The sequence below is a fragment of the Streptomyces sp. NPDC088745 genome (assembly GCF_044751045.1).
GTDB classification, from domain to species: Bacteria; Actinomycetota; Actinomycetes; order Streptomycetales; family Streptomycetaceae; genus Streptomyces; species Streptomyces cremeus.
Window position 1 is genome coordinate 154,616 of the sequence record NZ_JBIVLB010000007.1, and the last position, 23,897, is coordinate 178,512.

The window sequence follows — 23,897 nt, forward strand, 5'->3', positions numbered from 1 at the left end:
GGACCGGCCGCCCTCACCGGAATGGCCGTACGAGTCAAGCCCGGACTCGGCCGTACGAGCGACGTCAAGAGACTCAAAACACTCATAAGGGTTTACAACGGCCCTGGAGGTGGCATGTCGATTTCGCCGACGTGCGAATCCCCGAGCGCACACTGAGCGAAAGGCCCTGGCGCTTATGAACACCACGGTCAGCTGCGAGCTGCACCTGCGCCTCGTTGTGTCGAGCGAGTCATCACTGCCTGTACCCGCGGGCCTGCGGTACGACACGGCCGATCCCTATGCCGTGCATGCCACCTTCCACACCGGAGCCGAGGAGACGGTCGAGTGGGTCTTCGCCCGTGATCTCCTCGCCGAGGGCCTGCACCGGCCCACCGGAACCGGCGACGTCCGAGTCTGGCCGTCCCGGAGCCACGGTCAGGGCGTCGTCTGCATCGCCCTGAGCTCACCGGAGGGCGAGGCCCTGCTCGAAGCCCCGGCGCGGGCGCTTGAGTCGTTCCTGAAGAGGACGGACGCCGCGGTGCCACCTGGCACCGAACACCGGCACTTCGACCTCGACACGGAGCTCTCTCACATCCTGGCCGAAAGCTGAGCCAGGTCGAGAGTCGCTCCTCGCCGTCCGACTCGGGGCGACGGCGCGGAGCGGACAACCACATAGGGACAACTTCATAAGCCCTGCCGGCTGCGCCGTCGTCGCGGAACCCACCGCGGCGGCGGCGCAGCCGCATCCGTCCCCCTCCCGGGCGGCACCGCGCACGGGGCACTGTCCGTAGCGCTCTGGGCACGAGCGGCTAGAGTCGGCGAGCATCGGCGGGCAACGGCCCGCGCAGGCCAGGGAGCGAAGCGTGCTGATTCCCCACGACACCCGGCGAGCCCTCGACGTCGTCGTCGGCCTCGTGAACACCGCGCCGGAGAGCGAGCCCACGGACCGTCTCACCGACGTCGAGGCGCTGCACGACTTCGCACGGCGCCACGACGTCAGCGACGTCGGCGAGCTCACCGAGGACGACGTCCGTGCCGTCCGGGAGGTACGGGCCCGCTTCGCGGACGTCTTCGGGGCGTCCGACCCCAGGGCGGCCGCCGAGCTCATCAACCGGCTGGTCGCCGCGGCCGGGACCACGCCCCGGCTCACCGACCACGACGGCTACCACTGGCACGTGCACTACTTCGCGCCCGGCGCCTCGATCGCGGACCACCTGGCGGCGGACTGCGGGATGGCCCTGTCGTTCATCCTGGTGTCCGGGGAGCTGGAGCGGCTGCGGCGCTGCGAGGCGCCGGACTGCCGGCACGCGTTCGTGGACCTCTCGCGCAACCGCTCCCGGCGCTACTGCGACAGCCGCACCTGCGGGAACCGGCTGCACGTCGCGGCGTACCGGGCCCGGCGCAAGGAAGCGGCCGGCTGACGGCTGCGGGCGGCGGCCCGCCCGGGTTCAGTCCAGGAACAGGTCATGGACCGCTCCCATCAGCAGGAGCGTGCCGATGAACGCGAGGAAGATCATCAGCGGCGGCTGGGAGAGCGCGAAGAGGCACCCGCGCGCCTCTTCGGCGGGCGCGGGTGCCGGGGTCTCGTCGGGGGAGGTCTGGAGCATCTCGGGCTGATGATGACGCAGCCCGGTGCTACGGAATGACCATCACGCCCCCGATCGGCGGCAGTTCACCGTATCGGGCGGTCGTGGTGTGTGCGTTCGACCGCCCCGCGCACTCCCCGGGACGGGGTCAGATCCCGTGCTTCTTCAGGATCGCCTCGATGTCGGAGAAGTCGTCGTCGGCCTTCTTGCCCTTGGCCTGCGCGGGCGCCGGTGCCGGGGCAGCGGCGGGCGCGCCCGCGGGGCGTCCCGCACCGAGCGAGGGGGCGTTGGCCGCCGGGGCGACGGCGTCGCCCCGGGCCGCCCTGGCCGCCTTGCGCTCCTTGCGGGTGCCGCCACCGCGCCGTTCGACGAAGCGGGTGGTGACGAAGAGCAGCCAGGCCAGGCCGAGCACGCCGAGGCCCGCCCAGACGACCGGCTTGAAGACGATGTCGGAGAGCCAGCCCACCGCTCCGATCATCACCAGGCCGACCGGCACCAGCGAGTAGGCGGCCAGCCGGGTCGCGGTGAGGAAGCGCTTCCGGTACGCCGTGATCGCGGCGATGCCCAGGCCTGCGGCGGACACCGCGGAACAGACGGTCTCAACCAGCAGCATCGGTCCTCCAGCGGTGGAAAGTACGGTCGCTTCCATCCTGCACCGCGCCGCACGGGTGCGGCCATCCCCGGCGGCGGTCTCAGGGAGATCTCCGGGGCGCGGCTCCTCCCCAGGTCCCGGTCGGGGAGGCGGTCGTACGACTGGGAGACTGACCCCATGAGCCACACACCTCCCCTCGACGCCGCCGCTCCCGACTCCCCCGTCGTCCTCGACGTCTGGTGCGACCTCCAGTGCCCCGACTGCCACACCGCCCTCACGGACCTCGCCGCGCTGCGGGCCCGCTACGGCGACCGGCTGGACGTCCGGCTGCGGCACTTCCCGCTGGAGAAGAACGCCCACGCGTACGACGCGGCGCAGGCCGCCGAGGAGGCCTTCGAGCAGGGCAGGGGCTGGGAGTACGTGACGGCGCTGCTGGCCCGCACCCAGGAGCTGGGCAGCCGCGGGAAGCCGGTGCTGATCGAGGTGGCGGGCGAACTGGGCCTGGACACCGAGGAGTTCGACACCGCGCTGATCGACGGTCGGCACACGCTGATCGTCGACGCCGACCAGGCGGAGGGCAAGGCGATCAAGGCGAAGGGCACGCCGACGTACGAGATCGGCGGGCAGCTCCTCGACGGCAGCAAGGACCAGAGCGGCCTGCGGGAGCGCATCGAGGAGATCGCGGACGGGCTGCTCGCCGGACAGCGGGCCTGAGCCGTCCTAGAGCAGCCGCTTGGAGCTGCTCACGGCCGTCGTGCGGTAGCCGAGGGACTCGTACAGGCGCAGGGCCGGGGTGTTTCCCGCGAAGACGTGCAGTCCGATGCGTCGCTCGCCCGCCCGCAGCGCGATCCGCTCGGCCAGGGCCATCAGGGCCCGCCCGTACCCCCGGCCGCGCTGGTCCTCGTCGACCTCGACCGCGTACACGAAGGCGCTGTGCTCGCCCGGCTCCACCTCGTGACGGCCGAGCCAGAGCAGTCCGATCGGCTCGCCGTCGCGGACCAGGCGGCTGATCCAGGTGTGCGGGGTGGCCGGCCCCTGCGGGAGGAACCGGCGCTCGCTGTCCTCGGCCTTGGCGCGCGCCTGTTCGGGGCTCAGGCCGCGGTCGGTCCAGCTCCGGGCGAAGTCCGCCGCGTCCTTGACGCGCCAGGCGTCGTACTCCTCCCGCGTGACCGGGCGGAAGGTGACGTCGGCGGGCAGCGGCGGGGGGTCGGCGGGGAGGTCCTTGAGCATGGTGCGGCCGCGCTCGACATAGCCGAGCGCGGCCGCCATGCGCGCGGCCTCCGTCGCCTCCGCCGGGACGGTGATCATCACCTGGTCGCAGCCCCAGCCGCGCAGGACTTCCTCGGCGGCGAGCGCGGCGACCGTGCCGCGGCCCCGGCGGCGGTCCGCCGCCTCGATGTGCAGCGAGGCGATCCGGCCGACCGCGCGGCCGAACTCGGGCACGGTCTCGATGCGGGCGGTGCCGACGGGGCGGCTGTTCACGCACACCTCGTAGGGGCGCGAGCGCGCGCCGTCGGCGCTGGTCCGAAGCGGCCCGGTCGGCCGCAGGGTCGTCGTCATCACCGGAGTTGTACCCCTGCCGGGGCCGCCCGTCATCACGTTTCGCGGCGGGACTTGGCGGACTTACGGGTCGAGGTCGTCCCCGGCGCGCTCCGCGAAGACCCGCATCGCCTTGGCGGTCACCGGACCGGGGGCCGTCGGCAGGTCGCGTCCGTCGACGCGGTGGACGGCCTGCACGTCGCGCAGGGTGGAGGTCAGGAAGACCTCGTCGGCGTGTGCCAGCACGTCGAGGGGCAGGTCGGCCTCCTGCGCGCCGGTCCACTCGACGGTGAGGGCGCGGGTGATGCCGGCCAGGCAGCCGGAGGCGACGGGCGGGGTGAGGAGCTGTCCGTCCAGGACGACGAAGACGTTCGACCCCGTCCCCTCGCAGAGCTGCCCGACCGTGTTCGCGAACAGTGCCTCCGAGGCCCCGGCGCGGCGCGCCCTGGCGAGGGCGACGACGTTCTCGGCGTACGAGGTGGTCTTGAGCCCGGTCAGCGCGCTGCGCTCGTTGCGCGTCCAGGGGACGGTGACCACGGCAGTGGTGTCGGGGCGTCGCGTGGACTCGCCGAGCGCGACGACCAGCGTGGGGGCGTGCTCGCCCCGGTCGGAGCCGAGCGGCGAGACGCCCGCCGTGAAGGTGACCCGGAGCCGGCCCAGCGGCATCGGGTTGGCCTCGAGGACGGCGGCGCAGGCGCGGCGGACCTCGTCGTGGTCGGGGTCGGGCAGGCCCAGGCCCCGGGCGGAGGCGGTGAGCCGGTCCAGGTGGCGGGTGAGGGCGAAGGCCGTGCCGTCGGCCGCCTTCATGGTCTCGAAGACGCCGTCGCCCACGGTCATTCCGTGGTCGAGGACGGAGACGCGGGCCGAGTCGGCGTCGACCAGTCCCCCGTTGACCCAGATCTGCATGACGCGGCCTTCCCTCTCGCTGTTCGTCGTGCCCGCGCGGTCCGTGGCGCGGACGCTCATTCCGTACGGGCGGTGACCTCGTAGGCACCCGACGCTACCGCGAGCAGCCGGGACGCCTTCAGCTCGGTCTCCGCCCACTCCCGCTCGGGGTCGGAGCCCCAGGTGATGCCGGCTCCGGTGCCGAAGCGCAGCAGCGGTCCGCCGGGGGCGGTGCGGTCGATCCAGAACGTACGGATGCCGACGGCCAGTTCCCCGAGCCCCCGGTCGGCGTCGACCCAGCCGATGCCGCCGCAGTAGGGGCCGCGCGGGGAGGACTCCAGGGCCCGGATGATCTCCAGTGCGCTGGCCTTGGGCGCGCCGGTGACGGAACCGGGCGGGAAGGTGGCGCGCAGCAGTCCGCCCCAGCCCTGCTCCTCGGCCAGTTCGGCCCGTACGGTCGAGACGAGGTGGACGAGGCCGGGGTGCGGCTCGACCTCGCAGAGCCGCGGGACGGTGACGGAGCCGGTGACGGCGACGCGCCCCAGGTCGTTGCGGACCAGGTCGACGATCATCACGTTCTCGGCGTGGTCCTTCGCCAGGAGGTCCGCCTCGGTCTTCCCGGTGCCCTTGATCGGCCCGGACTCCACCGTGCGGCCCTCGCGGCGCAGGTAGAGCTCGGGGGACGCGGTGGCGATCTCCACCCCGTGCGCGGGCAGCCGAATCGTTCCTGCGTACGGAGCGGGGTTGCCCCGTGCGAGGAGGGCGGTGAGGGCGTCGACGTCCGCCGCGGGGTCCACCGGCGCGCTCAGTACGCGGCACAGGTTGGCCTGGTAGACCTCCCCCTTCGCGATGTGCTCGCGGATGCGGCGGACGCCCGCGGTGTAGGCGGCGCGGTCCAGGGAGGACGTCCACGCGGTGGCGGCGGGGCCGCGCCAGGCGCCGGGCACCGGGGCGGGGACCGGCTCGGTGCGGACGTCGCCGAAGCGGGCGCAGACGAGACGGCCTTCGAAGCCGGCCGCGACGGCCCAGAAGCCGGAGGAGTCGAGGGCGGCCGGATCGCTGGTCACGTCGCGCAGATCGGTGGCGACGAGGCCGCCGAAGCGGGCCAAAGAGGGGAGGTCGGACACGTCGTCGAGTCTAGGGCGGGGGTGCGCGCCTCTCCTGGCGGCGAGGACCCGCAGCACGCTGCACAAACGCGTTTTTGTGCTGGCCCGGGAATCCGCTAGAGTTCAACACGTCGCCGGGACACGCCAGTGGAACGGCAGCAGACAAGCGGACGTAGCTCAGTTGGTAGAGCACCACCTTGCCAAGGTGGATGTCGCGAGTTCGAGTCTCGTCGTCCGCTCTATAGTGGGGGAATCATCCCGATACCCTTTACTAGCACTCCTGGTGGAGTGGCCGAGAGGCGAGGCAACGGCCTGCAAAGCCGTCTACACGGGTTCAAATCCCGTCTCCACCTCCAAGCGCGATTAGCTCAGCGGGAGAGCGCTTCCCTGACACGGAAGAGGTCACTGGTTCAATCCCAGTATCGCGCACGCAGCACAACTGAACAGTTACGGTCCGCTCGGACCGTCCCGCGCGATTAGCTCAGCGGGAGAGCGCTTCCCTGACACGGAAGAGGTCACTGGTTCAATCCCAGTATCGCGCACGCAGCACCAGGCAGTACGTTGCACGATCAGGTCCGCGAGGACCGTCCCGCGCGATTAGCTCAGCGGGAGAGCGCTTCCCTGACACGGAAGAGGTCACTGGTTCAATCCCAGTATCGCGCACAGCAGTTGAAGCCCCCGGCCGTTCTCGGCCGGGGGCTTCTTCGTGTGCCTGGCCGGGTCAGGAGGAGAAGAGCATCCGGCCGAAGCCCTTCTGGCGGTGGTGGCCGTGGTGACCGTGCTGGCCGCCGTAGGGCGCGCCGTGCTGGGGGGCTCCCCAGGCGGGGGCGGGGGCGGCGGGGTAGCCCTGCGGGGGCGGGCCGGCGGGCGGCGGGGCCTGCTGGGACCACTGGGCCTCCAGGCGGGTCAGGGACTCCAGCTCGCCGTAGTCCAGGAAGATGCCGCGGCAGTTGGCGCACTGCTCGATCTGGACGCCGTTGCGGTTGAAGGTGTGCATGGGGGCGTGGCACTTGGGACAGTGCATGGGGTTCGCTCCTCGGTTGTCGGTCGTCCGGTACGGGTCTCCCGCGCCGCCGGGATGCATGCCCGGTGGGGCCGGATTCACCCTATGGCGGAGGGGCCGCGTCCTCCTCCGGCGGGAGCGAGGCGATCCGGGCGCAGGAGTCGATCATGAGCTGCTCGACCTCGTCGAGGGGGCGGGCCTCGGCAGCGGACTTGGCGAGGGCGAGGGCGGCCGTCTGGACCGTCAGGGCGCGGGCGGCGACGTCGAGTTCGGGCCAGGGGTCGCCCTCGGGGCGCACGGCGGGGCCGCCCGCGGCGCGGTAGGCGGCGAGGAAGCGCTGCCAGTCGTCGGGGTGCAGGAGGCCCGCCGCGTACCAGGCGGCGGGGCGGGCCAGGTCCCAGGCGGGGTCGCCGAGACCGAGGTCGTCGACGTCGATGAGGTGCCAGGGGCCGTCGGGTGCGGGGTGCCGGACGAGCTGGCCGAGGTGGAGGTCGCCGTGGCAGAGGGCGGTGCGGGGGCGGGCCGGGCCGGTTTCGTCGCGGGCCCAGGCGGGGAGGCCGTGCCAGGCCTGGAGGACGGCGCGGGGGGCGTCGGGGGCGGCGGCACGCATGCGGGCGACGGCGCGGGCGGCCTTGGCGGGGCCGCGCATGGGCGGGAGGCCGGCGGGAAGGGCCGCGGGGTCGGTGCGGTGCAGGCGGGCGAGGAGGGCTGCGGTCTCCGCCCAGGGGGCGGCGTCGGGGTCGTCCGGGGCGACGGGGGTGCCGTAGGGCCAGGCGGAGAGGGGCCGGCCGGGGTGGGCGGGGGCGGCTCCGTCGGGGGTGGGGAGCGGGGGCAGCAGGATGCCGGAGAGGAGGGGGTGGGCGGCGATGCCGATGCGGGTGGCGAGGGCGGTGGGGTCGGAGTCGGGGGCGTGGGTCTTGAGGACGAGGGGGCCGTGGCGGACGACGGTGCCGTCGGGGCGGTCGGCGAGGGGTTCGGGGGCGGGGGCGTGTAGGGACATGGTCCTACGGAGCCTAGGCCGGGGGCGTCCGGGCGGGCCGGAAGCGGGAGGGGCCGTCCCTCCTTGCCCGCCCTCCCCCAAGGGGACGGGAACGGCTGCCCGGAGGGCATGCCGTCAGGGGCGCGGGGAACTGCGCGACCAGCCACGACGCACCCGCACGTACCAACGCCTCGACCCACCCGCACCCCGCGTCCCGCGCCCCGCGTTGGAAACGCGTTTGCCCGGACAGCTCCCCAGCTGTCCGGGCAAACTCAGCCGTCCGCCGCACCCCCGTCCCCACGGGGCTGATGGGCTTGGTGTTGTCCCGACCCGGACCGCTCTTCCGGGTCGGGGGCGCCGCTCAGCGCCCCAGCAACATGCCCACGGACGACGCTTGTGTGGCCACCGCTTCCCAGCCTCCGAAGAGGAAGAGGAGCAGGGCCGCCAGGGGAAGGACCATGGCCGTTGCCACCAGAGGGTGGCGCGGGCCGGTGGGGCGGCCGCCGGAGGCGGCGAGGGCACGGCGTCCGCGGACGCGGATCGCGTGCGAGCGAATCATCGTCCTCGATGCCGTGTCCGCCATGGTCCTCTCCCTGTCGTCTTGGTAAGCGGCGGGCGTCTGACCTCGGGGGACGAGTGCTGCACCCACCGCTTGATTTCAAGATTAGGGGCGGGCGCCCACCGGGTCGTCATGCCCTCGTACCGATTGAACGGCCTCCCGGAGGATGAGCCGCCGGGTGACGGCGTACTCCCCTGGGTGGAGAGGCGGGTGGAGGTCTCGGGGTCATCCCCGAGGGGTCGCGCGGGGGTCTCCCCCGGGCTCAGCCCGCCGTGCCGGGCCGCTCCGAGGCGTCTTCCCTCGGCACCGGCTGTTCGACCAGGGCCAGCACGCGGGTGGCCATGAAGCGCGCCGTGCGCACGACGCTGCCGTTGCGGGTGACTTCACTCACTTCCACCACCCCCCTGCGGACCGCCGTCTCGACCCTGCGGCCGGCCCTGCTGGCCACCATTTCGTACGTCCGGGTGGTGTCTCCGGCGTCCACCACTATCTCGACTCGATCGCCCTTCATGGATCCAATCCCCCTTCTGCTGTTGCCCGTTGGGAAGGAGCAGGGGTCAGGAAGATGGGAACACACGTTCCCTGACCACTCCTCAAGTCTCGCACCCGGCACTGACAATCGATCGGTGCGGGCGGGTGTGGCCTATGAGCACACCGCGCCAGGGATACGTAAGCTGTGCCACGTCGAACGGACCGGTCGGAAGTGGGGTGGGGGAGGCCCCACCGGAGGTAGGGGACGGACATGGCGATGATGCGGCTCCGGCGCGAGGACCCGCGTGTCGTCGGCTCGTTCCGGATTCACCGGCGGCTCGGCGCGGGCGGCATGGGTGTGGTCTACCTGGGCTCGGACCGGCGCGGCCAGCGGGTCGCGCTGAAGGTGATCCGGCCGGATCTGGCAGAGGATCAGGAATTCAGGTCGCGTTTCGCGCGTGAGGTGTCCGCCGCGCGGAGGATCAGGGGCGGCTGCACGGCCCGGCTGGTGGCGGCCGATCTGGACGCCGACCGGCCGTGGTTCGCGACCCAGTACGTTCCCGGGCCCTCGCTGCACGACCGGGTGGCCGAGGAGGGCTCGCTGGTCGCCGCCGAGGTCGCGGCGATCGGGGCGGCGCTCGCGGAGGGGCTGGTGGCCGTGCACGAGGCCGGGGTCGTCCACCGCGACCTCAAGCCGTCGAACATCCTGCTGTCGCCCAAGGGGCCCCGGATCATCGACTTCGGCATCGCGTGGGCGACGGGCGCGAGCACGTTGACGCATGTGGGGACGGCGGTGGGTTCGCCCGGGTTCCTCGCCCCGGAACAGGTGCGCGGGGCCGCGGTGACACCCGCGACGGACGTCTTCGCGCTGGGGGCGACGCTGGCGTACGCGGCGACCGCCGATTCGCCGTTCGGGCAGGGCAGTTCCGAGGTCATGCTCTACCGGGTGGTGCACGAGGAGCCCCTGCTGGACGGCGTGCCGGACGCCCTGGCTCCGCTGGTGCGGGCCTGCCTGGCGAAGGAGCAGGAGGAACGTCCCAGCACCCTCCAGCTCTCGATGCGGCTGAAGGAGATCGCGGCCCGGGAGGCGCAGGGGGGCTCCGCCCCGGGCGGCTCCGACAAGCGTCCGCCCGTACAGCGCGGGGCCGACCGGGAGGCGTACGCCGACCAGCGCACGCAGCGGAGCACGCAGCAGCGGACGGAGGGCGGTGGCGGCCAGGCGTCGCGCGGGTCCTCCGCTCCCCCGGCCCAGTCGCCCTCGCGGGGCGGGTCAGGACCGCGTCGCACCGGACGGCCGTCCGGGCCCGGCAAGCAGGGCGCCGCGCGGAACACCACCCGCTCCGGGACCGCCCGCAAGGGAACGCGGCCGGGAGCCCGGCCCACCTCGGGCGGGAAGCTGCGTCCCGCGAATCCGCGGCTGCTGCGGCAGCGGCTGGTCGTGTTCGTGGTGGTGACGCTGCTGGTCGCGCTGGGCATCGCGGCGGCCCAGGGGTGTCAGGGGCCGAAGGAGTCGAAGGGCGCGGGCATCGTGGTGTCGGGCACGGCCGGCGCCGGGTGCCCGCCGACGGTGGACGAGTGCCCCGCGTAGGGCCGAAGCCCGCGTGACGACGACGCTCCGCCGTGCGGCGGAGCGCCGTCGTCGTACGGCGCCCGGCTAGGCGGGACGGCCCGTCGTCACCGCGTAGAAGGAGACGGCGGCGGCCGCGCCCACGTTCAGGGAGTCCACGCCGTGGGCCATCGGGATGCGGACCCACTCGTCGGCGGCGACCAGGGCCCGGCGGGACAGGCCGTCGCCCTCCGCGCCGAGCATGAGGGCGACCCGGTCCATGGTGTGCGGGGCGACGTCGTCCAGGGAGCGGGCCTTGTCGGCGGGGGTCAGGGCGAGGAGCGTGAAGCCCGCCTCGCGGACCGTCTCCAGGTCGCCGGGCCAGGACTCCAGGCGTGCGTACGGTACGGAGAAGACCGCGCCCATCGAGACCTTGACGGAGCGCCGGTAGAGCGGGTCGGCGCAGTCCGGGGAGAGCAGTACGGCGTCCATGCCCAGGGCGGCGGCGCTGCGGAAGATCGCGCCGATGTTGGTGTGGTCGTTGACCGACTCCATGACGACCACGCGGCGGGCGGTGGTGAGGAGTTCGGCCGCGCCGGGCAGCGGCTTGCGCTGCATGGAGGCGAGCGCGCCGCGGTGCACGTGGTAGCCGGTGACCTGCTCGGCGAGGTCCGGGCTGACCGCGTACACCGGGGCCGGGACCTCGTCGATGACGTCGCGCATGACGTCGACCCACTTGGCGGAGAGCAGCATCGAGCGCATCTCGTAACCCGCCTGGCGGGCCCTGCGGATGACCTTCTCGCCCTCCGCGATGAACAGGCCCTCGGCGGGCTCGCGGCGGCGCCGCAGCTCGACGTCGGTCAGGCCCGTGTAGTCGCGCAGGCGCGGGTCGTCGGGGTCGTCGATGGTGAGGAGATCGGCCACAGGGTGATACTGCCTTGTCGTGGGTGCGGTGCCCAAGGGGGCGGAAGCGGTCGTTACCCCCGGTTACTGCGGGGGGTTCACCGAGACTACGTCGCCGATGACGATGACCGCGGGCGGTCGGACGTTCTCGGCCTTGGCCGTCGTGCCGACCGTGGCCAGGGTCGCGTCGACGCGGCGCTGGGTCGCCATGGTGCCCTCCTGGATGATCGCCACCGGGGTTTCGGGCGAGCGGCCGTACGCGACCAGGGCGTCGGCGATCGCGCCGATGCGCTCGACGGCCATCAGGAGCACGAGCGTGCCGCGCAGGCGGGCCAGGGCCTCCCAGTCGACCAGGGAGCGCGGGTCGTCGGGGGCGACGTGGCCGCTGACCACGGTGAACTCGTGGGCCACGCCCCGGTGGGTGACCGGGATGCCGGCCGCGCCGGGGACGCTGATGGTGGAGGAGATGCCGGGGACGACCGTGCAGGGGATGCCTTCGGCGGCGAGGGCCTGCGCCTCTTCCATGCCCCGGCCGAAGACGAAGGGGTCGCCGCCCTTGAGGCGCACCACCGTCCTGCCCTGCTTGGCGTGGTCGATCAGGGCCTGGTTGATCGCTTCCTGGGCCATGAAGCGGCCGTACGGGATCTTCGCGGCGTCGATGACCTCGACGTGCGGCGGGAGTTCGTCCAGGAGGTCGCGGGGGCCGAGGCGGTCGGCGATGACGACGTCGGCCTCGGCGAGGAGGCGGCGGCCCCGGACGGTGATCAGGTCGGGGTCGCCGGGCCCGCCGCCGACCAGGTGGACGCGGGGGGCGTCGTCGGCGGTGCGGGGGCGGTGGTGCGGGGCGGCGAGGGTGCCCTCGCGCAGGCCCTCCACGATCACGTCGCGCAGGGCGGCGGAGCGGCGCGGGTCGTGGCCGGTGAGGACGGCGACGGTGACGTCGTCGCAGCGGCCGGTGGCGGGGGTCCAGGCGGTGGCGGCCTCCGCGTCGTCGGAGCGGACGCACCAGGTGCGGTTGCGTTCGGCCTCGGCGGAGGCGGTGGCGTTGGCCTCGGGGTCGCTGGAGGAGATCAGGACGTACCAGGCGTCGGCGAGGTCGCCCTCCTGGTAGCGGCGCTGCTGCCAGGTGATCTCGCCGGCTTCGGCCATGGCCTCGACGGAGGGGGTGGCGGAGGGCGAGATCAGGGTGATGTCCGCGCCGGCCGCTATGAGGGCGGGCAGGCGGCGCTGGGCCACCTGGCCGCCGCCCAGGACGATCGTGCGGCGGCCGGAGAGGCGGAGGCCCACGGGGTAGGCGGGCGGTTCGGCTCCCCGCGTCGCTCCGGCCTGGTGCGGGTCGCCTGCGGCGTGCGCGGTCATGGGTGCGGCTCCTCGGGAGGGTGGGGCTTGGCGGGCCCCCGCCTGGGGAGGGGGTGCCGGGGCCGGGTGAGCCGCTGCGGCGGTGGAGCGGCGCTGGTGGGGAGGGGTTCGGCAGGTGCGGGGCTTACTTTACGGGGCGGGGGGTGGGGGGTCGCTTCGGGCCCCGGAGGGGCGGGCGGGGCGGGGCGCGGCGCGACCGTGCTGCGCCCCGCACCCGGCACTCCGGTCGCCTGCGGCCCCGCCCCCTCACCTGAACCCGCGGGGCTCGGTGGAGGGCGCTGTTCACGACGGGCCGCGCCCCTCGCCCCCTGCCCGGCTCCGCCGCGCGTCCTCGGACGCCGGACGGACTGGTACGCCCCCCGCGGGCTACTTCTCCGTGACCCCCGCCGAGTCGAACGTCGCCACCTCGTGCATCGCCCGCGCCGCGCTCTGCACCACCGGCAGCGCCAGCAGCGCGCCCGTGCCCTCGCCCAGGCGCAGGTCCAGGTCGACCAGCGGGCGCAGGCCCAGCTTGTTCAGCGCGGCCACGTGGCCCGGCTCCGCACTGCGGTGGCCCGCGATGCACGCCGCCAGGGCCTCCGGGGCGACCGCCCGCGCCACCAGGGCCGCCGCGCCCGCGCTCACGCCGTCCAGCAGGACCGGGACGCGCAGGGACGCGCCGCCCAGGATGAACCCGACCAGCGCCGCGTGCTCCAGGCCGCCGACGGCCGAGAGGACGCCGACGGGGTCCGCGGGCTCCGGCTTGTGGAGGTCCAGGGCGCGGCGGACCACGTCCACCTTGCGGGCGTGCATCTCGTCGTTGATGCCGGTGCCCCGGCCCGTGACCTCGGCCGGGTCCTGGCCGGTGTAGACGCAGATCAGGGCGGCCGAGACCGTCGTGTTCGCGATGCCCATCTCACCGGTGAGCAGGGCCTTGTTGCCCGCCGCCACCAGGTCGCGGGCCGTCTCGATGCCCACCTCGATCGCGGCCAGCACGTCCTCGCGGGAGAGCGCGGGGCCGGTCGTGAAGTCGGCCGTGCCCGCGCGGACCTTGCGCGGCAGCAGGCCGGGGGTGGCCGGGAGGTCGCCCGCGACGCCCACGTCGATCACGCAGACCTCCGCGCCGACCTGGTTGGCGAACGCGTTGCAGACCGCTCCCCCGCCGAGGAAGTTGGCCACCATCTGGGAGGTGACCTCCTGCGGCCAGGCCGTGACGCCCTGGGCGTGCACCCCGTGGTCGCCCGCGAAGATCGCGACGGCGGCCGGTTCCGGGATGGGCGGCGGGCAGACCCGGGCCAGTCCGCTGAGCTGGGCGGAGATGATCTCCAGCATGCCGAGTGCCCCGGCCGGCTTGGTCATCCGCTTCTGCCGCTCCCACGCCTCGCCGAGCGCCTTCGCGTCCAGCGGGCGGATGTTGGAGACCGTCTCCTGGAGCAGGTCGTGCGGCTCCTCACCGGGCAGGGCCCGGCGGCCGTACGTCTCCTCGTGGACGACCCAGGACAGCGGGCGGCGCTTGGACCAGCCCGCCTGGAGCAGCTCGGGCTCCTCCGGGAACTCGTCGACGTAACCGACGCACAGGTAGGCCACGACCTCCAGGTGCTCGGGGAGGCCGAGGGCCCGGACCATCTCGCGCTCGTCGAAGAAGCTGACCCAGCCGACGCCCAGGCCCTCGGCGCGCGCGGCGAGCCAGAGGTTCTCGACGGCGAGCGCCGAGGAGTACGGGGCCATCTGCGGCTGCGTGTGGCGGCCGAGGGTGTGGCGGCCGCCGCGGGTCGGGTCGGCGGTGACGACGATGTTGACCGGGGTGTCGAGGATCGCCTCGATCTTCAGTTCCTTGAACTGCTTCGCCCGGGCCTTGGGCAGCGACTTCGCGTAGGCGTCGCGCTGGCGGGAGGCCAGTTCGTGCATCGCGCGGCGCGTCTCGGCAGAGCGGATGACGACGAAGTCCCAGGGCTGGGAGTGGCCGACGCTCGGGGCCGTGTGCGCGGCCTCCAGGACGCGGAGGAGGACCTCGTGCGGGATGGGGTCGCTGCGGAAGCCGTTGCGGATGTCGCGGCGCTCGCGCATCACGCGCAGGACCGCCTCGCGCTCGGCGTCGTCGTAACCGGGGGCGGGGGGCGTCGCCGGGGCCGCGGCGGGCTCGGGGACCTCGGCCGTCTCGATGACCTGCGGGCCTTCGGGCACGTCGGCTGCGGGTGCGGCTTCCTGCGCGGGCTGCGCGGGCGCCTGCGGGGTCTGCGGTGCTTCGGGCCCGGCGTGGGCGGTGGGCTCCGGCTGCACGGACAGCACGGATTCCTCCTGTATCGACTGCGCGGGCTGTACGGGTTCCGGCTGCGGGACGGGCCGGGGCGGTACGGATTCCTGCGGTACGGACGGGACTTCCTGCGGTACGGACGGGACGGCCTGAGCGGCATCGGAGGCCGGCGCCGCGACCTCGGGCTGCGGAGCGGGCTCGGGCCGCCCCTCGGCGGGGACGGGCTCGGGCGTCGTCCCGGTCGGCTCGGCCGGAACGGACTGCGGCTGCGCCGCCACGGGCTCGTCGGCCACGGGCAGCGCCTGCTCGGCCGGGACCGGCTGCGGCTGGGCGTCGCCCGCAGCCAGGACCTCAGGGTCCGCCGGGACGGACTGCGCGGCCGACTGGGCGACCGGGCCACCGTCGCGCGGCGCGGGCACGGTGACGGACTGCTCGGCGGGCACGTCGGCGGGCTGGGCCGGGGCGTCCGCGGGGTGCTCGGCCGGGGTGGCGGCGGACTGCTCGGTGGATACGTCGGCGGACTGCTCGGCCGGTGCGTCGGCGGGCTGGGCCGACGCTTCGCCGGGCTGCTCGGCCGGTACGTCACCGGGCTGGGCCGGTACGTCGTCGGGCTGCTCGGCCGGTACGACGGCGAGGGGTGCCGGTGCCTCGCCGGGCTGCTCGGCCGGTACGACGACGGGCTGGGCCGGTACGTCGTCGGGCTGCTCGGCCGGTACGACGGCGAGGGGTGCCGGTGCCTCGCCGGGCTGCTCGGCCGGTACGACGACGGGCTGGTCGGCCGGGGCCGGCGCCTCGGCCTCCGCGGACGGCTCCGCTTCCTGGGGTACGGCCATAGGCTCGGTCCCCGCCTCCGCCGCGGGAGCGCTCGGCGGCTCCGGAGCGTGCTGCGGGGGCGCGTCCGCCGGAGGCTCCACCGGCACGGCGGCCTGCGTCTGCTCCGGGGCCACGGGCGGCTCGGGGGTCGTCACTGCCTGCTCGGTGGCGGCGGGCGTGCCGTCCACGGGCGTGCCGTTCGCCGGCGTGCCCTCCTCGGGCGTCGCGTCCGTCTGGACATCCGGGGTCGGAGCGACCTGCGCCGGAGTCTCCTGCACGACGGCCGGGGTCTCCTGTACGGGCACGGCCTCGGCCGGGGTCTCCCCCACCGGGACGTCCGGAGCCGGGGCCTCCGCCGCCGCAACGACGACCGGTGCGGCCGGCGGCGTCGGGGCCAGGTGGGTGCCGTCCGGCACCGAACCCTCGACCTGGACGAACTCACCCTGTGGCACACCCTGGGCCGGCACCGGGGCCGTGGGCATGGCCTGCTCGGGGCCGGGTTCGACCACCGGGCTCGGGGCATCGGCGGCGGCCTCGGGGGCCGGAAGCTCCTCGGCGGGAACGGCAGCGGGAGCAGGAGCGGCGGGAGCAGCCGCGGCGGGAGCCGGGGCCGCAGGCGCGAGGGCCTCGGTGGTCGCGGGGACCTCGGAGGTCTCGGGGGCTTCAGGAACCACCGCTTCCGGAGCGCTCTGTTCCGGGACGACCGTTTCTGCTGCGCCCCCCTGAGGCTCCTGGTACGGCTGGGCTTGGGCCGTCTCCGCCCCGGCAACGTCCTGCACCGGAGCCGCGGTCTCCGGCACCTGGACGTGCGTCCGCGCCTCCTCTGCCTGCGCGGGCACGCCGGCCGCGACGGCGGCACCGTCCGCCGGGACACCCTGCGCGGGCACGGGCACGGAAGCCGTCTGCACCTGCTGCGCCCCGGGCTGCGCGGCCTGCGGCTGCGCCCACGGCGTCGGACCCTGCGAGGGGATCACACCGAGCTGCGGGCCGGGCAGCAGCGCGGCCTCCTCGCCCGGGATGTCCAGGTACTCGGGGCGCGCAGTCGGCGGTCCCGCGTGCCGCGCCTGCGCGGCGGCGGCCGGGGCCGCGAGCCGGCCCGGAGCGGGCGTGGCGGCCGGAGCCGGGGCCTGCCCCGGTACGGGCGCGGCGGCCTGTGTCGTGGTCTGCGGGCTCTGCGTCGCGGCGGCGGGGCCCCGGTCGGCCAGGGAGCGCACGACCCCGCCGGAGGTGTCCGGCACGGGCGGGCCCAGGTGGAGGGGGCGCCGGGCGGGGGGCGGTGTCATCGACACGGGCGGCGGGGGCATCCGCACACCGGAGAGGTCGACCGAACCGGAGTCCCGGCCGCCGGCCTCGTGCGCGCCCGTCTCGGGCTGCGGCGGGAGCGGGGGCTGCGCGGGGACCACCTGCGGGTCGCTCCACGCGCCCTGCGCGGCCGGCATCAGGAGGACGTCGTCGTCGTCCATCCCGGCGTCGCCGGTGTCCCCGGAGTGCTGGGCGGCGGGGTCGGAGGGGTCGAGGAAGGTGTAGGCACCCGGGGCGGGGACGCCCGGCTGCTCCACCATGCCTGCGTTCTCCGGCAGTCCCTCGCCCGGGACCTGGCCGGTGTCAGTCATGCGTACCCCTCGCTCATCTGTGCCGCCAACGCTTCTTCGGCCGCGCCGCCTTCCGCCGGCAGGGCCCCGTCGCCCGGAACGGCCGCCCGACACGGCCCCGCCCGTTCCTGGTTGAACGAGCGGAGGTGTCGTGCGGCACGAAAGGTTCCGCGGACACCCAGCATTGTCGCGGCCCTGGGCAGGCCGGGGCAGGGAGATCCGCCACGGCCCGCTGTGGGCTGCGCCACGTCGCGCGCGTCCCGGGTCCGCCGTACCACGGGGTGCCCCAAAGCGGGCCCCGTTTCAGGACATTGGCGAACGTTCCGCCAAGCGCCCATCTGCGGTACAACGATCGGCCAGCCTACCCCGCGCCACCGACAGCACTCGCCCTGGGGAGCGATCCGTAGAACATCCGCGCGAAGAGGGGGACATGGTCCTGCCGGATCGGGTACGACCGTCCCGAACCGGCCGGGACCGGGCGCACGGGGTGGCGGGGAGGGGGGCGTCAGACGCGCGGGTCGCGGGTGACGCGCTCCTGGCGGCGGCCGGTCAGCAGGAAGACGACGGAGCGCCGGCGCTCCTCCCACTGGCCCGCCGCGTGCAGGTCGACGGTCTGGAAGAGGGTGCACTCGACGGTGTAGCCGCCCTCCTCCAGCGTGCGGCCGATCTCCTCGGCGGCGTCCCGGGTCTGGGCGTGGGTGACGATGCGTTCGGGGCGGCGGTCGACGCAGGCCTGGACGACGGGGACCCCGCCGCCGCCGATGCGTACCACGTCGGGTTCGGGAAGGTCCTCCAGGACGTGCGGGGCCGTGCCGCGCACCATCTGGAGCTGGACGCCGAAGCGGCGGGCGGCGGCCGTCGCGCGCACGCACGCGTCCGCGCTCTCGTCGACGGCGATGACGGCCGCGCCGAACCGGGTGGCCTCCACGGCGAACGCGCCGCAGCCCGAGCCGATGTCCCAGACGAGGTCGCCGGTGCGCGGGCCGAGCCGGGCGAGCTGGGCGGCGCGCAGGCCGGGGGTCTCGCCGTCGGCCAGGTCCTCCCCGTACTCCTCGGAGTTCAGGGCCCAGCCGCGCGGTTCGCGCGGCTGGGAGCCGTCCTGGCCGAGCAGCCAGCCGCCGCCCTCGGCGGGCGGCGCGGTGCCGCCGACGGCGATGACGACGTTGGGGTCGCGCCAGGCGTGGTCGGCGGCCTTCTCGGAGGTGAGGACGGTGATGCGCTCGCGGTCGGTGCCCAGTTCCTCGCAGATGACGAAGGTGCGGTGGATTCCGTCGAGGAGCAGCGCGAGTTCGGCCGGGCCCGCGCCGGGGGAGGTGAGGACGGCGACCTTGGTGTGGGCGCGCACGACGTTGACGGCCCGGCGCAGGGTGCGGCGGTGGGCGACGACGACCTGGGCGTCGTCCCAGGGCATTCCGGCGCGGGCGAACGCGGTGGCGACGGAGGAGACGGCCGGTACGACCTCGACCTCCAGGCCGTGTTCGGGGGCGCGCAGGGTGCGGACGACGCCGAAGAAGCCGGGGTCGCCGTCCGCCATGACGACGGCGGTGCCCCGGTGGCCCGCGATCCGGCGGGCGGCGAGGTCGACGCTGCCGAGCCGGATGCGTTCGGCGCCCGCGGGGACCTCGGGGAGGTCCAGGTGGTGCGGGGCGCCGGCGACGAGGGTGGCGGCCGCGAGGGCGGAGGTGGCCGCGGCGGTGAGGGGCGAGCCGTCCCAGCCGATCACCGTGACGCGGTCGGCCATCGTGGTCTGTCTCCTGAGGGGTAGGGCTGGGGCAGGGCTGGAGGGTGGAGCTTGGGGGGCGCTGCGCGGGGCAGGCTGAGAGTACCTGGTCCAGACCACCTGCGGCGCTCTCGCGGCCGGGGTTCTCAGTTCCAGTCGGTGTACGCCGACGCGTAGCCGCCCGCGTCGGCCATCCGGTCGGAGACGCCCTCCAGGTCCTCGGGCAGCAGGCTCCACACGATGAGGTCGGTGCGGATGTCCGTCCAGCCTTCGGCGGTGCCGTTCTCGGTGCGGGTACGCGCTATCCAGGCGTTGCGCAGGACGCCCTCGCTGATGCAGCCGACGCGCTGGGCGACCTGCTGGGCGGCGGTGTTGTCGGCCGGGGTGCGCAGCTCGACGCGCTCGAAGCGCTGGTCGCGGAAGAGCCACTGGGTGGTCGCGAGGACGGCTTCGGTGGCGTAGCCCTCGCCGCGGGCCCAGGGGGCCGTGACGTAACCGATCTCGGCTGCCCGGATGTGCCAGTCGGTGCGGGAGAGGTGGATGAGGCCGACGAGCCGGTGGGTGAGGAACTCGGTGACGGCGAAGACGATGCCGCGGCCCTGGGTGCGCTCGGTGGGCGCGATGCGGCGCACCCAGCGTTCGGCGTCGCGCGCGGTGTAGGGGTGCGGGGCGGTCGTCCAGGCGGTCACCGCCTCGTCGTTCATCATCTCGATGTGCGCCGGGATGTCCGCCTCCTCGTAGGGGCGCAGCACCAGCCGGTCCGTGCTGATGGAGACGTCCGGGAAGGTGGTTGTCATGCGCTGCTCCATACCGAAGAGGCGTCGGGCCGGATCGTTGCGGGAAACGATTCCGCGGTCGTACGGGCGTGAAGGCACAGCATGCCGCACGGCTCGGGCGCCGCGCATGGCCGGGTCGGCGGCGCGGGTGACGGCCGGTCAGCGGCCCGAAGCCCCGCACTCCGCGCGGGAGTACGGGGCTCGGTCGCCAAGTGCCGTACGGGTGACGGCACTTGGCGTGGGAGGCGGCGTGCGGGGACCTACTTGACGGCGCCGAAGGACGGGACGACCAGGCCGGTGTACTTGTCCTCGATGAACTTCTTGACCTCGTCGGAGTTGAGGAGCTCGGCGAGCTTCTCGACGCGCGGGTCCTTCTCGTTGCCCTTCTTGACCGCGAGGAAGTTGGCGTACGGGTTGCCGTCGGCCTTCTCGGTGGCGAGGGCGTCCTCGGAGGGCTTCAGCTTGGCCTGGATGGCGTAGTTGCCGTTGATGACGGCGGCGTCGACCTGGTCCAGGGCGCGGGGCACCGAGGCGGCCTCCAGCTCCTTGAACTCCAGGCCCTTCTTGTCCTTGATGTCGGACAGCTTGGCGTCGACGCCCACGCCGTCCTTGAGCACGATCACGCCGTTGTCGGCGAGCAGGTGCAGGGCGCGGCCCTCGTTGGTGGTGTCGTTGGGGACGGCGACGGTCTGGCCGGCCTTGAGGCCCTTGAGGTCCTCGACCTTCTTGGAGTAGAGCGCGAGGGGCTCCAGCTCGACGTTGACGACCGGGACGATGGACGTGCCGCGCTTCTTGTTGAAGTCGTCCAGGTAGGGCTTGTGCTGGAAGAAGTTGGCGTCGACCTCGCCGGACTGGGTGGCGGTGTTCGGCAGGACGTAGTCCGAGAACTCCCGCACCTCCAGCTTGAGTCCCGCCTTGTCGGCCAGCTTCGTCTTCACGAAGTTGAGGATGTCGGCGTGCGGCGTCGGCGACGCGGCCACGGTCAGCGGCTTGGTCGTGTCGGCCTTGGCGCCGTCGGTCTTGGCGCCCGGGTCGGAGGCCGTGCCGCAGGCGGAGACGCCCAGGGCGAGCGCGGTGACAGCGGCGGCGGCGACGGAGATCTTGATGTTCTTGCGCACGAAAAGTGCCTCTTTCTTGATCTTGTGGAGAGTTCGCCCGGACAAGGAGTGCGGGCTCAGGGGGAGGAGGGTTCAGGAGGTGCGGCCCCGGCGGGCGAGCAGGCGCACGGCGCCGTCGCCGATCAGCTGGACGACCGTCACCAGGACGATCAGCACCGCGACGGTGATCAGCATGAAGTTGGTCTCGAAGCGGTTGTAGCCGTAGTTGACGGCGACGCTGCCCAGGCCGCCGCCGCCGACCGCTCCGGCCATCGCCGAGTAGCCGACGAGGACGATCACCGTGGTGGTGACGGCGGAGACCAGGGTCGGCAGGGCCTGCGGGAGCAGCACCTTGAAGACGACCGTCGGCACTCCCCCGCCCATCGCCTGGGCGGCCTCGACGAGCCCGTGGTCGACCTCGCGGACGGCCGTCTCGACCAGACGCGCGAAGAAGGGGATGGCGCCGATGGCGAGCGGTACGACCATGGCGCTGGGGCCGATGAACGTACCGACCACCAGGGTCGTGAAGGGGATCAGCGCGATGAGCAGCACGATGAAGGGCAGCGAGCGGCCGATGTTCACGATCACGCCGACGACCTTGTTGACGACCGTGTTCTGGAGCAGGCCGCCCTTGTCGGTGAGGACCAGGAGCAGGCCCAGCGGAAGTCCGCCGAGGACGGAGACGACCGTGGCCCACAGGACCATGTAGAGCGTGTCGATGATGCCCTGCGAGAGCAGTGGCTGCATGTCGGACCAGGTCACTTGGCACTCTCCTTGACCAGGGCGGGGGTCTGCGCCGGTGCGTCGGCGGGCTCGGCTTCGTCGGCGTACTCGACGTGGTCGACCTGGAGGCCCTGCTCGCGCAGGAAGCCGATCGGGACGACGTTCTCCTCGTACGGGCCCGGCAGCTCGATGCGCATCCGGCCGATCTGCCTGCCGCCGACGGTGTCCATCGCGGCGCCGAGGATCGAGATGTCGATGTTGTACGTCCGGGACAACTGGGAGATGACGGGCCGGCCGGCGGCCTCGCCCTGGAAGGTGACGTCGATGACGGTGCCGCCGGGACCGGTCGCCCGGCCGGTCACCGGGAACAGCTCGGCGGCCAGCTCGGAGCCGGGGGTGGCGAGCAGTTCGGCGACGGTGCCGGTCTCCACGACGCGTCCGCGCTTCATCAGGGCGGCCGAGTCGCAGATCGTCTTGACGACGTCCATCTCGTGCGTGATGAGCAGGACGGTCAGCCCGAGCTGCTGGTTGAGGTCGCGCAGGAGCTGGAGGATCGAGCGGGTGGTCTCGGGGTCGAGGGCGCTGGTGGCCTCGTCGGAGAGCAGCACCTTGGGGTCGCCGGCGAGGGCGCGGGCGATGCCGACGCGCTGCTTCTGGCCACCGGAGAGCTGGCCGGGGTACGCCTTGGCCTTGTCGGCGAGGCCGACCAGGTCCAGCAGTTCCAGCGCCTTGCGGCTGCGTTCCCTGCCGGAGACGCCGAGGATCTCCAGCGGCAGCTCGATGTTGCCCTGCACGGTGCGCGAGGACAGCAGGTTGAAGTGCTGGAAGACCATGCCGATGCGGGAGCGGGCGGCACGCAGCTCCTTGCCGGCGCGCGGGCCGCGGCCGGCGAGTGCGGTGAGGTCGACGCCGTCGACGGTCACGGTGCCGGAGGTGGGGCGCTCCAGCAGGTTGACGCAGCGGATGAGCGAGGACTTGCCGGCGCCGCTCTGACCGATCACGCCGAACACCTCGCCCTCGCGGACGTGCAGGTCGACGCCGTCGAGGGCGGTGACCTCACGGCCGCGCGAGGCGTAGACCTTGGTCAGGCCAGTAGTGGTGATCACAGGGTTTCCATCACTGTCGTCGAGTGCGCGGCGGTTCGTGTCCGCCGGACGCACGGGGCAGGTGTCCGGGGGCGCGGCTCAGCTCGGCTCGGGGTGTTCCGGGAGGCCGAGGGCGCGCGGGGCGGGCGGCGCGGTCGCGCACGGGCCGGGTGACGGCACGTACGCGATGCGGCCGGGACCGGGTCTCGCTTCGGGGCGCGAGGCTCAGGCGGGGGCCCTCAGAAGTCGCACATTCGACACATACAACGAGCACCGGGCGTCATCATCGCCTCGGTCGCAAGGGTGCGGCTGCTCGTCGTGGTCATGGGAACGAGTAAACCAGACGGGCGTGCGGACGGAGGACTTCTGTCCGTATAGCGGACAGAGTGTGTCCAGGGGTGGACACCCGCGGGACCGGCCGCCCGGTGCTGACAAGGGGCGCGCGGGCGCGTGTGTGGCCAACGCCACGCCGGGCGCGGGGGCGGGGGCTGCGGGGAAAGCGTCCGGAAGCGCCCAGTACGCTCCCTCTCATGCTTGACGCCCTGACGGTCGCGGTCGCCGTGGCCGCGCTCGCCCTCGCCGCGTGGTGCGGCTACGCCGCCTACCGCGACCAGCCCACCAAGGACTGGCACTTCATCGGCATGGCCGTGGTGACCGTCCTCGCCCTCGCCCAACTGGTGGTCGGCATCGTGATGCTGGCGCGGGGCGAGAAGCCGGCGGAGGGGAACGTGATCTTCGTGTCGTACCTGATCGGCTCGTTCGCCGCCGTCCCCGCCGCGGGGTTCATGTCGCTCGCGGAGCGGACCAAGTGGGGGTCGATCACGGTGGCGGCGGGCGCGGTCGTGCTCGCCGTGCTGGAAGTACGGCTGTACGACATCTGGAGTGGCTGAGATGAGCGCGGAGACCGCCCCCGGGCGCAAGAGGCTCGTGAAGGGGCCCGGGCTGCTGCTCGTGTGGCTGTACGGGGTGATGTCGGTGGGGGCCGTGTCGCGGTCGGCCTACCAGATCGCGACGGAGTTCGACCGGGCGCCGCTGGCGTACACGCTGTCCGCGGTGGCGGCCGTGGTGTACGCGTTCATCACGTACACGCTGGTACGGGGCGGGGAGACGGCGCGGAAGGTCGCGCTCGGGTGCTGTGCGGTGGAGCTGGCGGGGGTGCTGGTGGTCGGGACGTGGACGCTGGTGTCGCCGGGGTCGTTCCCGGACGCGACCGTGTGGTCGAAGTTCGGGCTGGGTTACCTGCTGATTCCGGTGATCCTGCCGGTGACCGGGTTGTGGTGGTTGCGGACGCGCCGGGCCGCGCAGGGGGTGCGCGGCGCGGGCCCGGGAGCTTCGCCCCCGGGCCTCTGAG

At 73.7% G+C, this 23,897-nt stretch carries 23 protein-coding genes and 5 tRNA genes; 11 read left to right on the forward strand and 17 right to left on the reverse strand.

Annotated elements, in window-relative coordinates; all coding sequences use genetic code 11:
- Positions 1-175 precede the first annotated feature (175 nt).
- Both ACIP93_RS20230 and ACIP93_RS20235 read left to right on the forward strand, forming a co-directional pair.
- A complete protein-coding gene (locus tag ACIP93_RS20230; RefSeq protein WP_003959770.1) occupies positions 176-589 on the forward strand; it encodes an SsgA family sporulation/cell division regulator in 414 nt (137 codons plus the stop codon).
- A 253-nt stretch (positions 590-842) separates the two neighbouring features.
- On the forward strand, positions 843-1,400 hold the full coding sequence (locus ACIP93_RS20235; RefSeq protein ID WP_345224863.1) for a CGNR zinc finger domain-containing protein: 558 nt from the start codon (positions 843-845) through the stop codon (positions 1,398-1,400).
- Between the two features lie 27 nt (positions 1,401-1,427).
- Here ACIP93_RS20235 and ACIP93_RS20240 read toward each other — a convergent pair whose 3' ends face one another.
- Together ACIP93_RS20240 and ACIP93_RS20245 are read right to left on the reverse strand one after the other, a co-directional pair.
- Positions 1,428-1,586: a hypothetical protein gene (locus tag ACIP93_RS20240; RefSeq protein ID WP_189827397.1), complete on the reverse strand. Its 159-nt coding sequence runs from the start codon at positions 1,584-1,586 to the stop codon at positions 1,428-1,430.
- Between the two features lie 127 nt (positions 1,587-1,713).
- Positions 1,714-2,178, reverse strand: coding sequence for a hypothetical protein (locus ACIP93_RS20245; protein WP_401760745.1), 465 nt, complete (start codon positions 2,176-2,178; stop codon positions 1,714-1,716).
- A gap of 156 nt (positions 2,179-2,334) precedes the next feature.
- Between ACIP93_RS20245 and ACIP93_RS20250 the strand changes: the two genes are divergently transcribed.
- Entirely contained in the window at positions 2,335-2,871 is a 537-nt protein-coding gene (locus ACIP93_RS20250; RefSeq protein WP_401760746.1) for a DsbA family protein, read from the forward strand.
- Between the two features lie 6 nt (positions 2,872-2,877).
- Here ACIP93_RS20250 and ACIP93_RS20255 read toward each other — a convergent pair whose 3' ends face one another.
- From ACIP93_RS20255 to ACIP93_RS20265, 3 genes are all read right to left on the reverse strand, one after another.
- Complete coding sequence (locus ACIP93_RS20255) at positions 2,878-3,717, reverse strand: GNAT family N-acetyltransferase (protein ID WP_401760748.1); 840 nt, start codon at positions 3,715-3,717, stop codon at positions 2,878-2,880.
- Positions 3,718-3,780: 63 nt separating this feature from the next.
- The gene (locus ACIP93_RS20260; RefSeq protein ID WP_401760750.1) at positions 3,781-4,602 is read right to left on the reverse strand and encodes an aminotransferase class IV; all 822 of its coding nucleotides are present in this window, start codon (positions 4,600-4,602) and stop codon (positions 3,781-3,783) included.
- 56 nt (positions 4,603-4,658) lie between these two features.
- Entirely contained in the window at positions 4,659-5,708 is a 1,050-nt protein-coding gene (locus ACIP93_RS20265) for a chorismate-binding protein (protein WP_345224856.1), read from the reverse strand.
- Between the two features lie 145 nt (positions 5,709-5,853).
- Here ACIP93_RS20265 and ACIP93_RS20270 point away from each other — a divergent pair.
- The 5 genes from ACIP93_RS20270 (at position 5,854) to ACIP93_RS20290 (ending at position 6,350) form a co-directional block, all read left to right on the forward strand.
- Positions 5,854-5,926 (forward strand) — tRNA-Gly (locus ACIP93_RS20270).
- 43 nt (positions 5,927-5,969) lie between these two features.
- A tRNA-Cys gene (locus ACIP93_RS20275) sits at positions 5,970-6,043 on the forward strand.
- A gap of 1 nt (position 6,044) precedes the next feature.
- Positions 6,045-6,116 (forward strand) — tRNA-Val (locus ACIP93_RS20280).
- Between the two features lie 41 nt (positions 6,117-6,157).
- Positions 6,158-6,229, forward strand: a tRNA-Val gene (locus tag ACIP93_RS20285).
- Between the two features lie 49 nt (positions 6,230-6,278).
- Positions 6,279-6,350, forward strand: a tRNA-Val gene (locus ACIP93_RS20290).
- Positions 6,351-6,408: 58 nt separating this feature from the next.
- Here the strand turns inward: ACIP93_RS20290 and ACIP93_RS20295 are convergent.
- From ACIP93_RS20295 to ACIP93_RS20310, 4 genes are all read right to left on the reverse strand, one after another.
- The gene (locus tag ACIP93_RS20295) at positions 6,409-6,711 is read right to left on the reverse strand and encodes a zf-TFIIB domain-containing protein (RefSeq protein WP_345224853.1); all 303 of its coding nucleotides are present in this window, start codon (positions 6,709-6,711) and stop codon (positions 6,409-6,411) included.
- An 82-nt stretch (positions 6,712-6,793) separates the two neighbouring features.
- Positions 6,794-7,690, reverse strand: coding sequence for a phosphotransferase family protein (locus tag ACIP93_RS20300; RefSeq protein WP_401760751.1), 897 nt, complete (start codon positions 7,688-7,690; stop codon positions 6,794-6,796).
- 340 nt (positions 7,691-8,030) lie between these two features.
- Positions 8,031-8,252: a hypothetical protein gene (locus ACIP93_RS20305; protein WP_345224851.1), complete on the reverse strand. Its 222-nt coding sequence runs from the start codon at positions 8,250-8,252 to the stop codon at positions 8,031-8,033.
- Positions 8,253-8,490: 238 nt separating this feature from the next.
- Positions 8,491-8,739 (reverse strand): hypothetical protein, encoded by a 249-nt coding sequence (locus tag ACIP93_RS20310; protein WP_345224850.1) that lies wholly within the window; start codon positions 8,737-8,739, stop codon positions 8,491-8,493.
- A gap of 231 nt (positions 8,740-8,970) precedes the next feature.
- Here ACIP93_RS20310 and ACIP93_RS20315 point away from each other — a divergent pair, with 231 nt between their 5' ends.
- The gene (locus tag ACIP93_RS20315) at positions 8,971-10,287 is read left to right on the forward strand and encodes a serine/threonine-protein kinase (RefSeq protein ID WP_401760753.1); all 1,317 of its coding nucleotides are present in this window, start codon (positions 8,971-8,973) and stop codon (positions 10,285-10,287) included.
- 66 nt (positions 10,288-10,353) lie between these two features.
- On the opposite strand, the gene ACIP93_RS20320 is transcribed toward ACIP93_RS20315, so the two are convergent.
- From ACIP93_RS20320 to ACIP93_RS20355, 8 genes are all read right to left on the reverse strand, one after another.
- Positions 10,354-11,169 (reverse strand): TrmH family RNA methyltransferase, encoded by an 816-nt coding sequence (locus ACIP93_RS20320; RefSeq protein ID WP_401760755.1) that lies wholly within the window; start codon positions 11,167-11,169, stop codon positions 10,354-10,356.
- 63 nt (positions 11,170-11,232) lie between these two features.
- A complete protein-coding gene (gene cobA / locus ACIP93_RS20325; RefSeq protein WP_380837871.1) occupies positions 11,233-12,507 on the reverse strand; it encodes a uroporphyrinogen-III C-methyltransferase in 1,275 nt (424 codons plus the stop codon).
- Positions 12,508-12,873: 366 nt separating this feature from the next.
- On the reverse strand, positions 12,874-17,166 hold the full coding sequence (cobT, locus tag ACIP93_RS20330; RefSeq protein ID WP_401760757.1) for a nicotinate-nucleotide--dimethylbenzimidazole phosphoribosyltransferase: 4,293 nt from the start codon (positions 17,164-17,166) through the stop codon (positions 12,874-12,876).
- Positions 17,167-17,650: 484 nt separating this feature from the next.
- Entirely contained in the window at positions 17,651-18,886 is a 1,236-nt protein-coding gene (gene cbiE, locus ACIP93_RS20335; RefSeq protein WP_401760759.1) for a precorrin-6y C5,15-methyltransferase (decarboxylating) subunit CbiE, read from the reverse strand.
- A gap of 125 nt (positions 18,887-19,011) precedes the next feature.
- Positions 19,012-19,662 carry a GNAT family N-acetyltransferase gene (locus ACIP93_RS20340; RefSeq protein WP_401760761.1) on the reverse strand — a complete coding sequence of 217 codons (651 nt, stop codon included), beginning with the start codon at positions 19,660-19,662 and terminating at the stop codon, positions 19,012-19,014.
- A 239-nt stretch (positions 19,663-19,901) separates the two neighbouring features.
- Entirely contained in the window at positions 19,902-20,759 is an 858-nt protein-coding gene (locus tag ACIP93_RS20345) for a MetQ/NlpA family ABC transporter substrate-binding protein (RefSeq protein ID WP_401760763.1), read from the reverse strand.
- A 72-nt stretch (positions 20,760-20,831) separates the two neighbouring features.
- A complete protein-coding gene (locus tag ACIP93_RS20350; RefSeq protein ID WP_345224832.1) occupies positions 20,832-21,500 on the reverse strand; it encodes a methionine ABC transporter permease in 669 nt (222 codons plus the stop codon).
- Positions 21,497-22,567, reverse strand: coding sequence for an ATP-binding cassette domain-containing protein (locus tag ACIP93_RS20355; protein WP_345224829.1), 1,071 nt, complete (start codon positions 22,565-22,567; stop codon positions 21,497-21,499). Before ACIP93_RS20355 ends, ACIP93_RS20350 begins: the two co-directional genes overlap by 4 nt.
- 509 nt (positions 22,568-23,076) lie before the next feature.
- Between ACIP93_RS20355 and ACIP93_RS20360 the strand changes: the two genes are divergently transcribed.
- Together ACIP93_RS20360 and ACIP93_RS20365 are read left to right on the forward strand one after the other, a co-directional pair.
- Positions 23,077-23,436: a hypothetical protein gene (locus ACIP93_RS20360; RefSeq protein WP_345224826.1), complete on the forward strand. Its 360-nt coding sequence runs from the start codon at positions 23,077-23,079 to the stop codon at positions 23,434-23,436.
- Position 23,437: 1 nt separating this feature from the next.
- Positions 23,438-23,896, forward strand: a complete 459-nt coding sequence (locus ACIP93_RS20365) for a hypothetical protein (RefSeq protein ID WP_401760766.1) — start codon at positions 23,438-23,440, stop codon at positions 23,894-23,896.
- Position 23,897: the final 1 nt, after the last annotated feature.

Excerpts from the sequence above, each read along its gene's own strand:
- ACIP93_RS20230 (WP_003959770.1), top strand. The coding sequence starts at position 176 with ATGAACACCACGGTCAGCTGCGAGCTGCACCTGCGCCTCGTTGTGTCG.
- ACIP93_RS20240 (WP_189827397.1), bottom strand. The coding sequence starts at position 1,586 with ATGCTCCAGACCTCCCCCGACGAGACCCCGGCACCCGCGCCCGCCGAA.
- ACIP93_RS20245 (WP_401760745.1), bottom strand. The coding sequence starts at position 2,178 with ATGCTGCTGGTTGAGACCGTCTGTTCCGCGGTGTCCGCCGCAGGCCTG.
- ACIP93_RS20250 (WP_401760746.1), top strand. The coding sequence starts at position 2,335 with ATGAGCCACACACCTCCCCTCGACGCCGCCGCTCCCGACTCCCCCGTC.
- ACIP93_RS20255 (WP_401760748.1), bottom strand. The coding sequence starts at position 3,717 with ATGACGACGACCCTGCGGCCGACCGGGCCGCTTCGGACCAGCGCCGAC.
- ACIP93_RS20260 (WP_401760750.1), bottom strand. The coding sequence starts at position 4,602 with ATGCAGATCTGGGTCAACGGGGGACTGGTCGACGCCGACTCGGCCCGC.
- ACIP93_RS20295 (WP_345224853.1), bottom strand. The coding sequence starts at position 6,711 with ATGCACTGTCCCAAGTGCCACGCCCCCATGCACACCTTCAACCGCAAC.
- ACIP93_RS20300 (WP_401760751.1), bottom strand. The coding sequence starts at position 7,690 with ATGTCCCTACACGCCCCCGCCCCCGAACCCCTCGCCGACCGCCCCGAC.
- ACIP93_RS20305 (WP_345224851.1), bottom strand. The coding sequence starts at position 8,252 with ATGGCGGACACGGCATCGAGGACGATGATTCGCTCGCACGCGATCCGC.
- ACIP93_RS20310 (WP_345224850.1), bottom strand. The coding sequence starts at position 8,739 with ATGAAGGGCGATCGAGTCGAGATAGTGGTGGACGCCGGAGACACCACC.
- ACIP93_RS20315 (WP_401760753.1), top strand. The coding sequence starts at position 8,971 with ATGGCGATGATGCGGCTCCGGCGCGAGGACCCGCGTGTCGTCGGCTCG.
- cobA (WP_380837871.1), bottom strand. The coding sequence starts at position 12,507 with ATGACCGCGCACGCCGCAGGCGACCCGCACCAGGCCGGAGCGACGCGG.
- cobT (WP_401760757.1), bottom strand. The coding sequence starts at position 17,166 with ATGACTGACACCGGCCAGGTCCCGGGCGAGGGACTGCCGGAGAACGCA.
- cbiE (WP_401760759.1), bottom strand. The coding sequence starts at position 18,886 with ATGGCCGACCGCGTCACGGTGATCGGCTGGGACGGCTCGCCCCTCACC.
- ACIP93_RS20340 (WP_401760761.1), bottom strand. The coding sequence starts at position 19,662 with ATGACAACCACCTTCCCGGACGTCTCCATCAGCACGGACCGGCTGGTG.
- ACIP93_RS20360 (WP_345224826.1), top strand. The coding sequence starts at position 23,077 with ATGCTTGACGCCCTGACGGTCGCGGTCGCCGTGGCCGCGCTCGCCCTC.
- ACIP93_RS20365 (WP_401760766.1), top strand. The coding sequence starts at position 23,438 with ATGAGCGCGGAGACCGCCCCCGGGCGCAAGAGGCTCGTGAAGGGGCCC.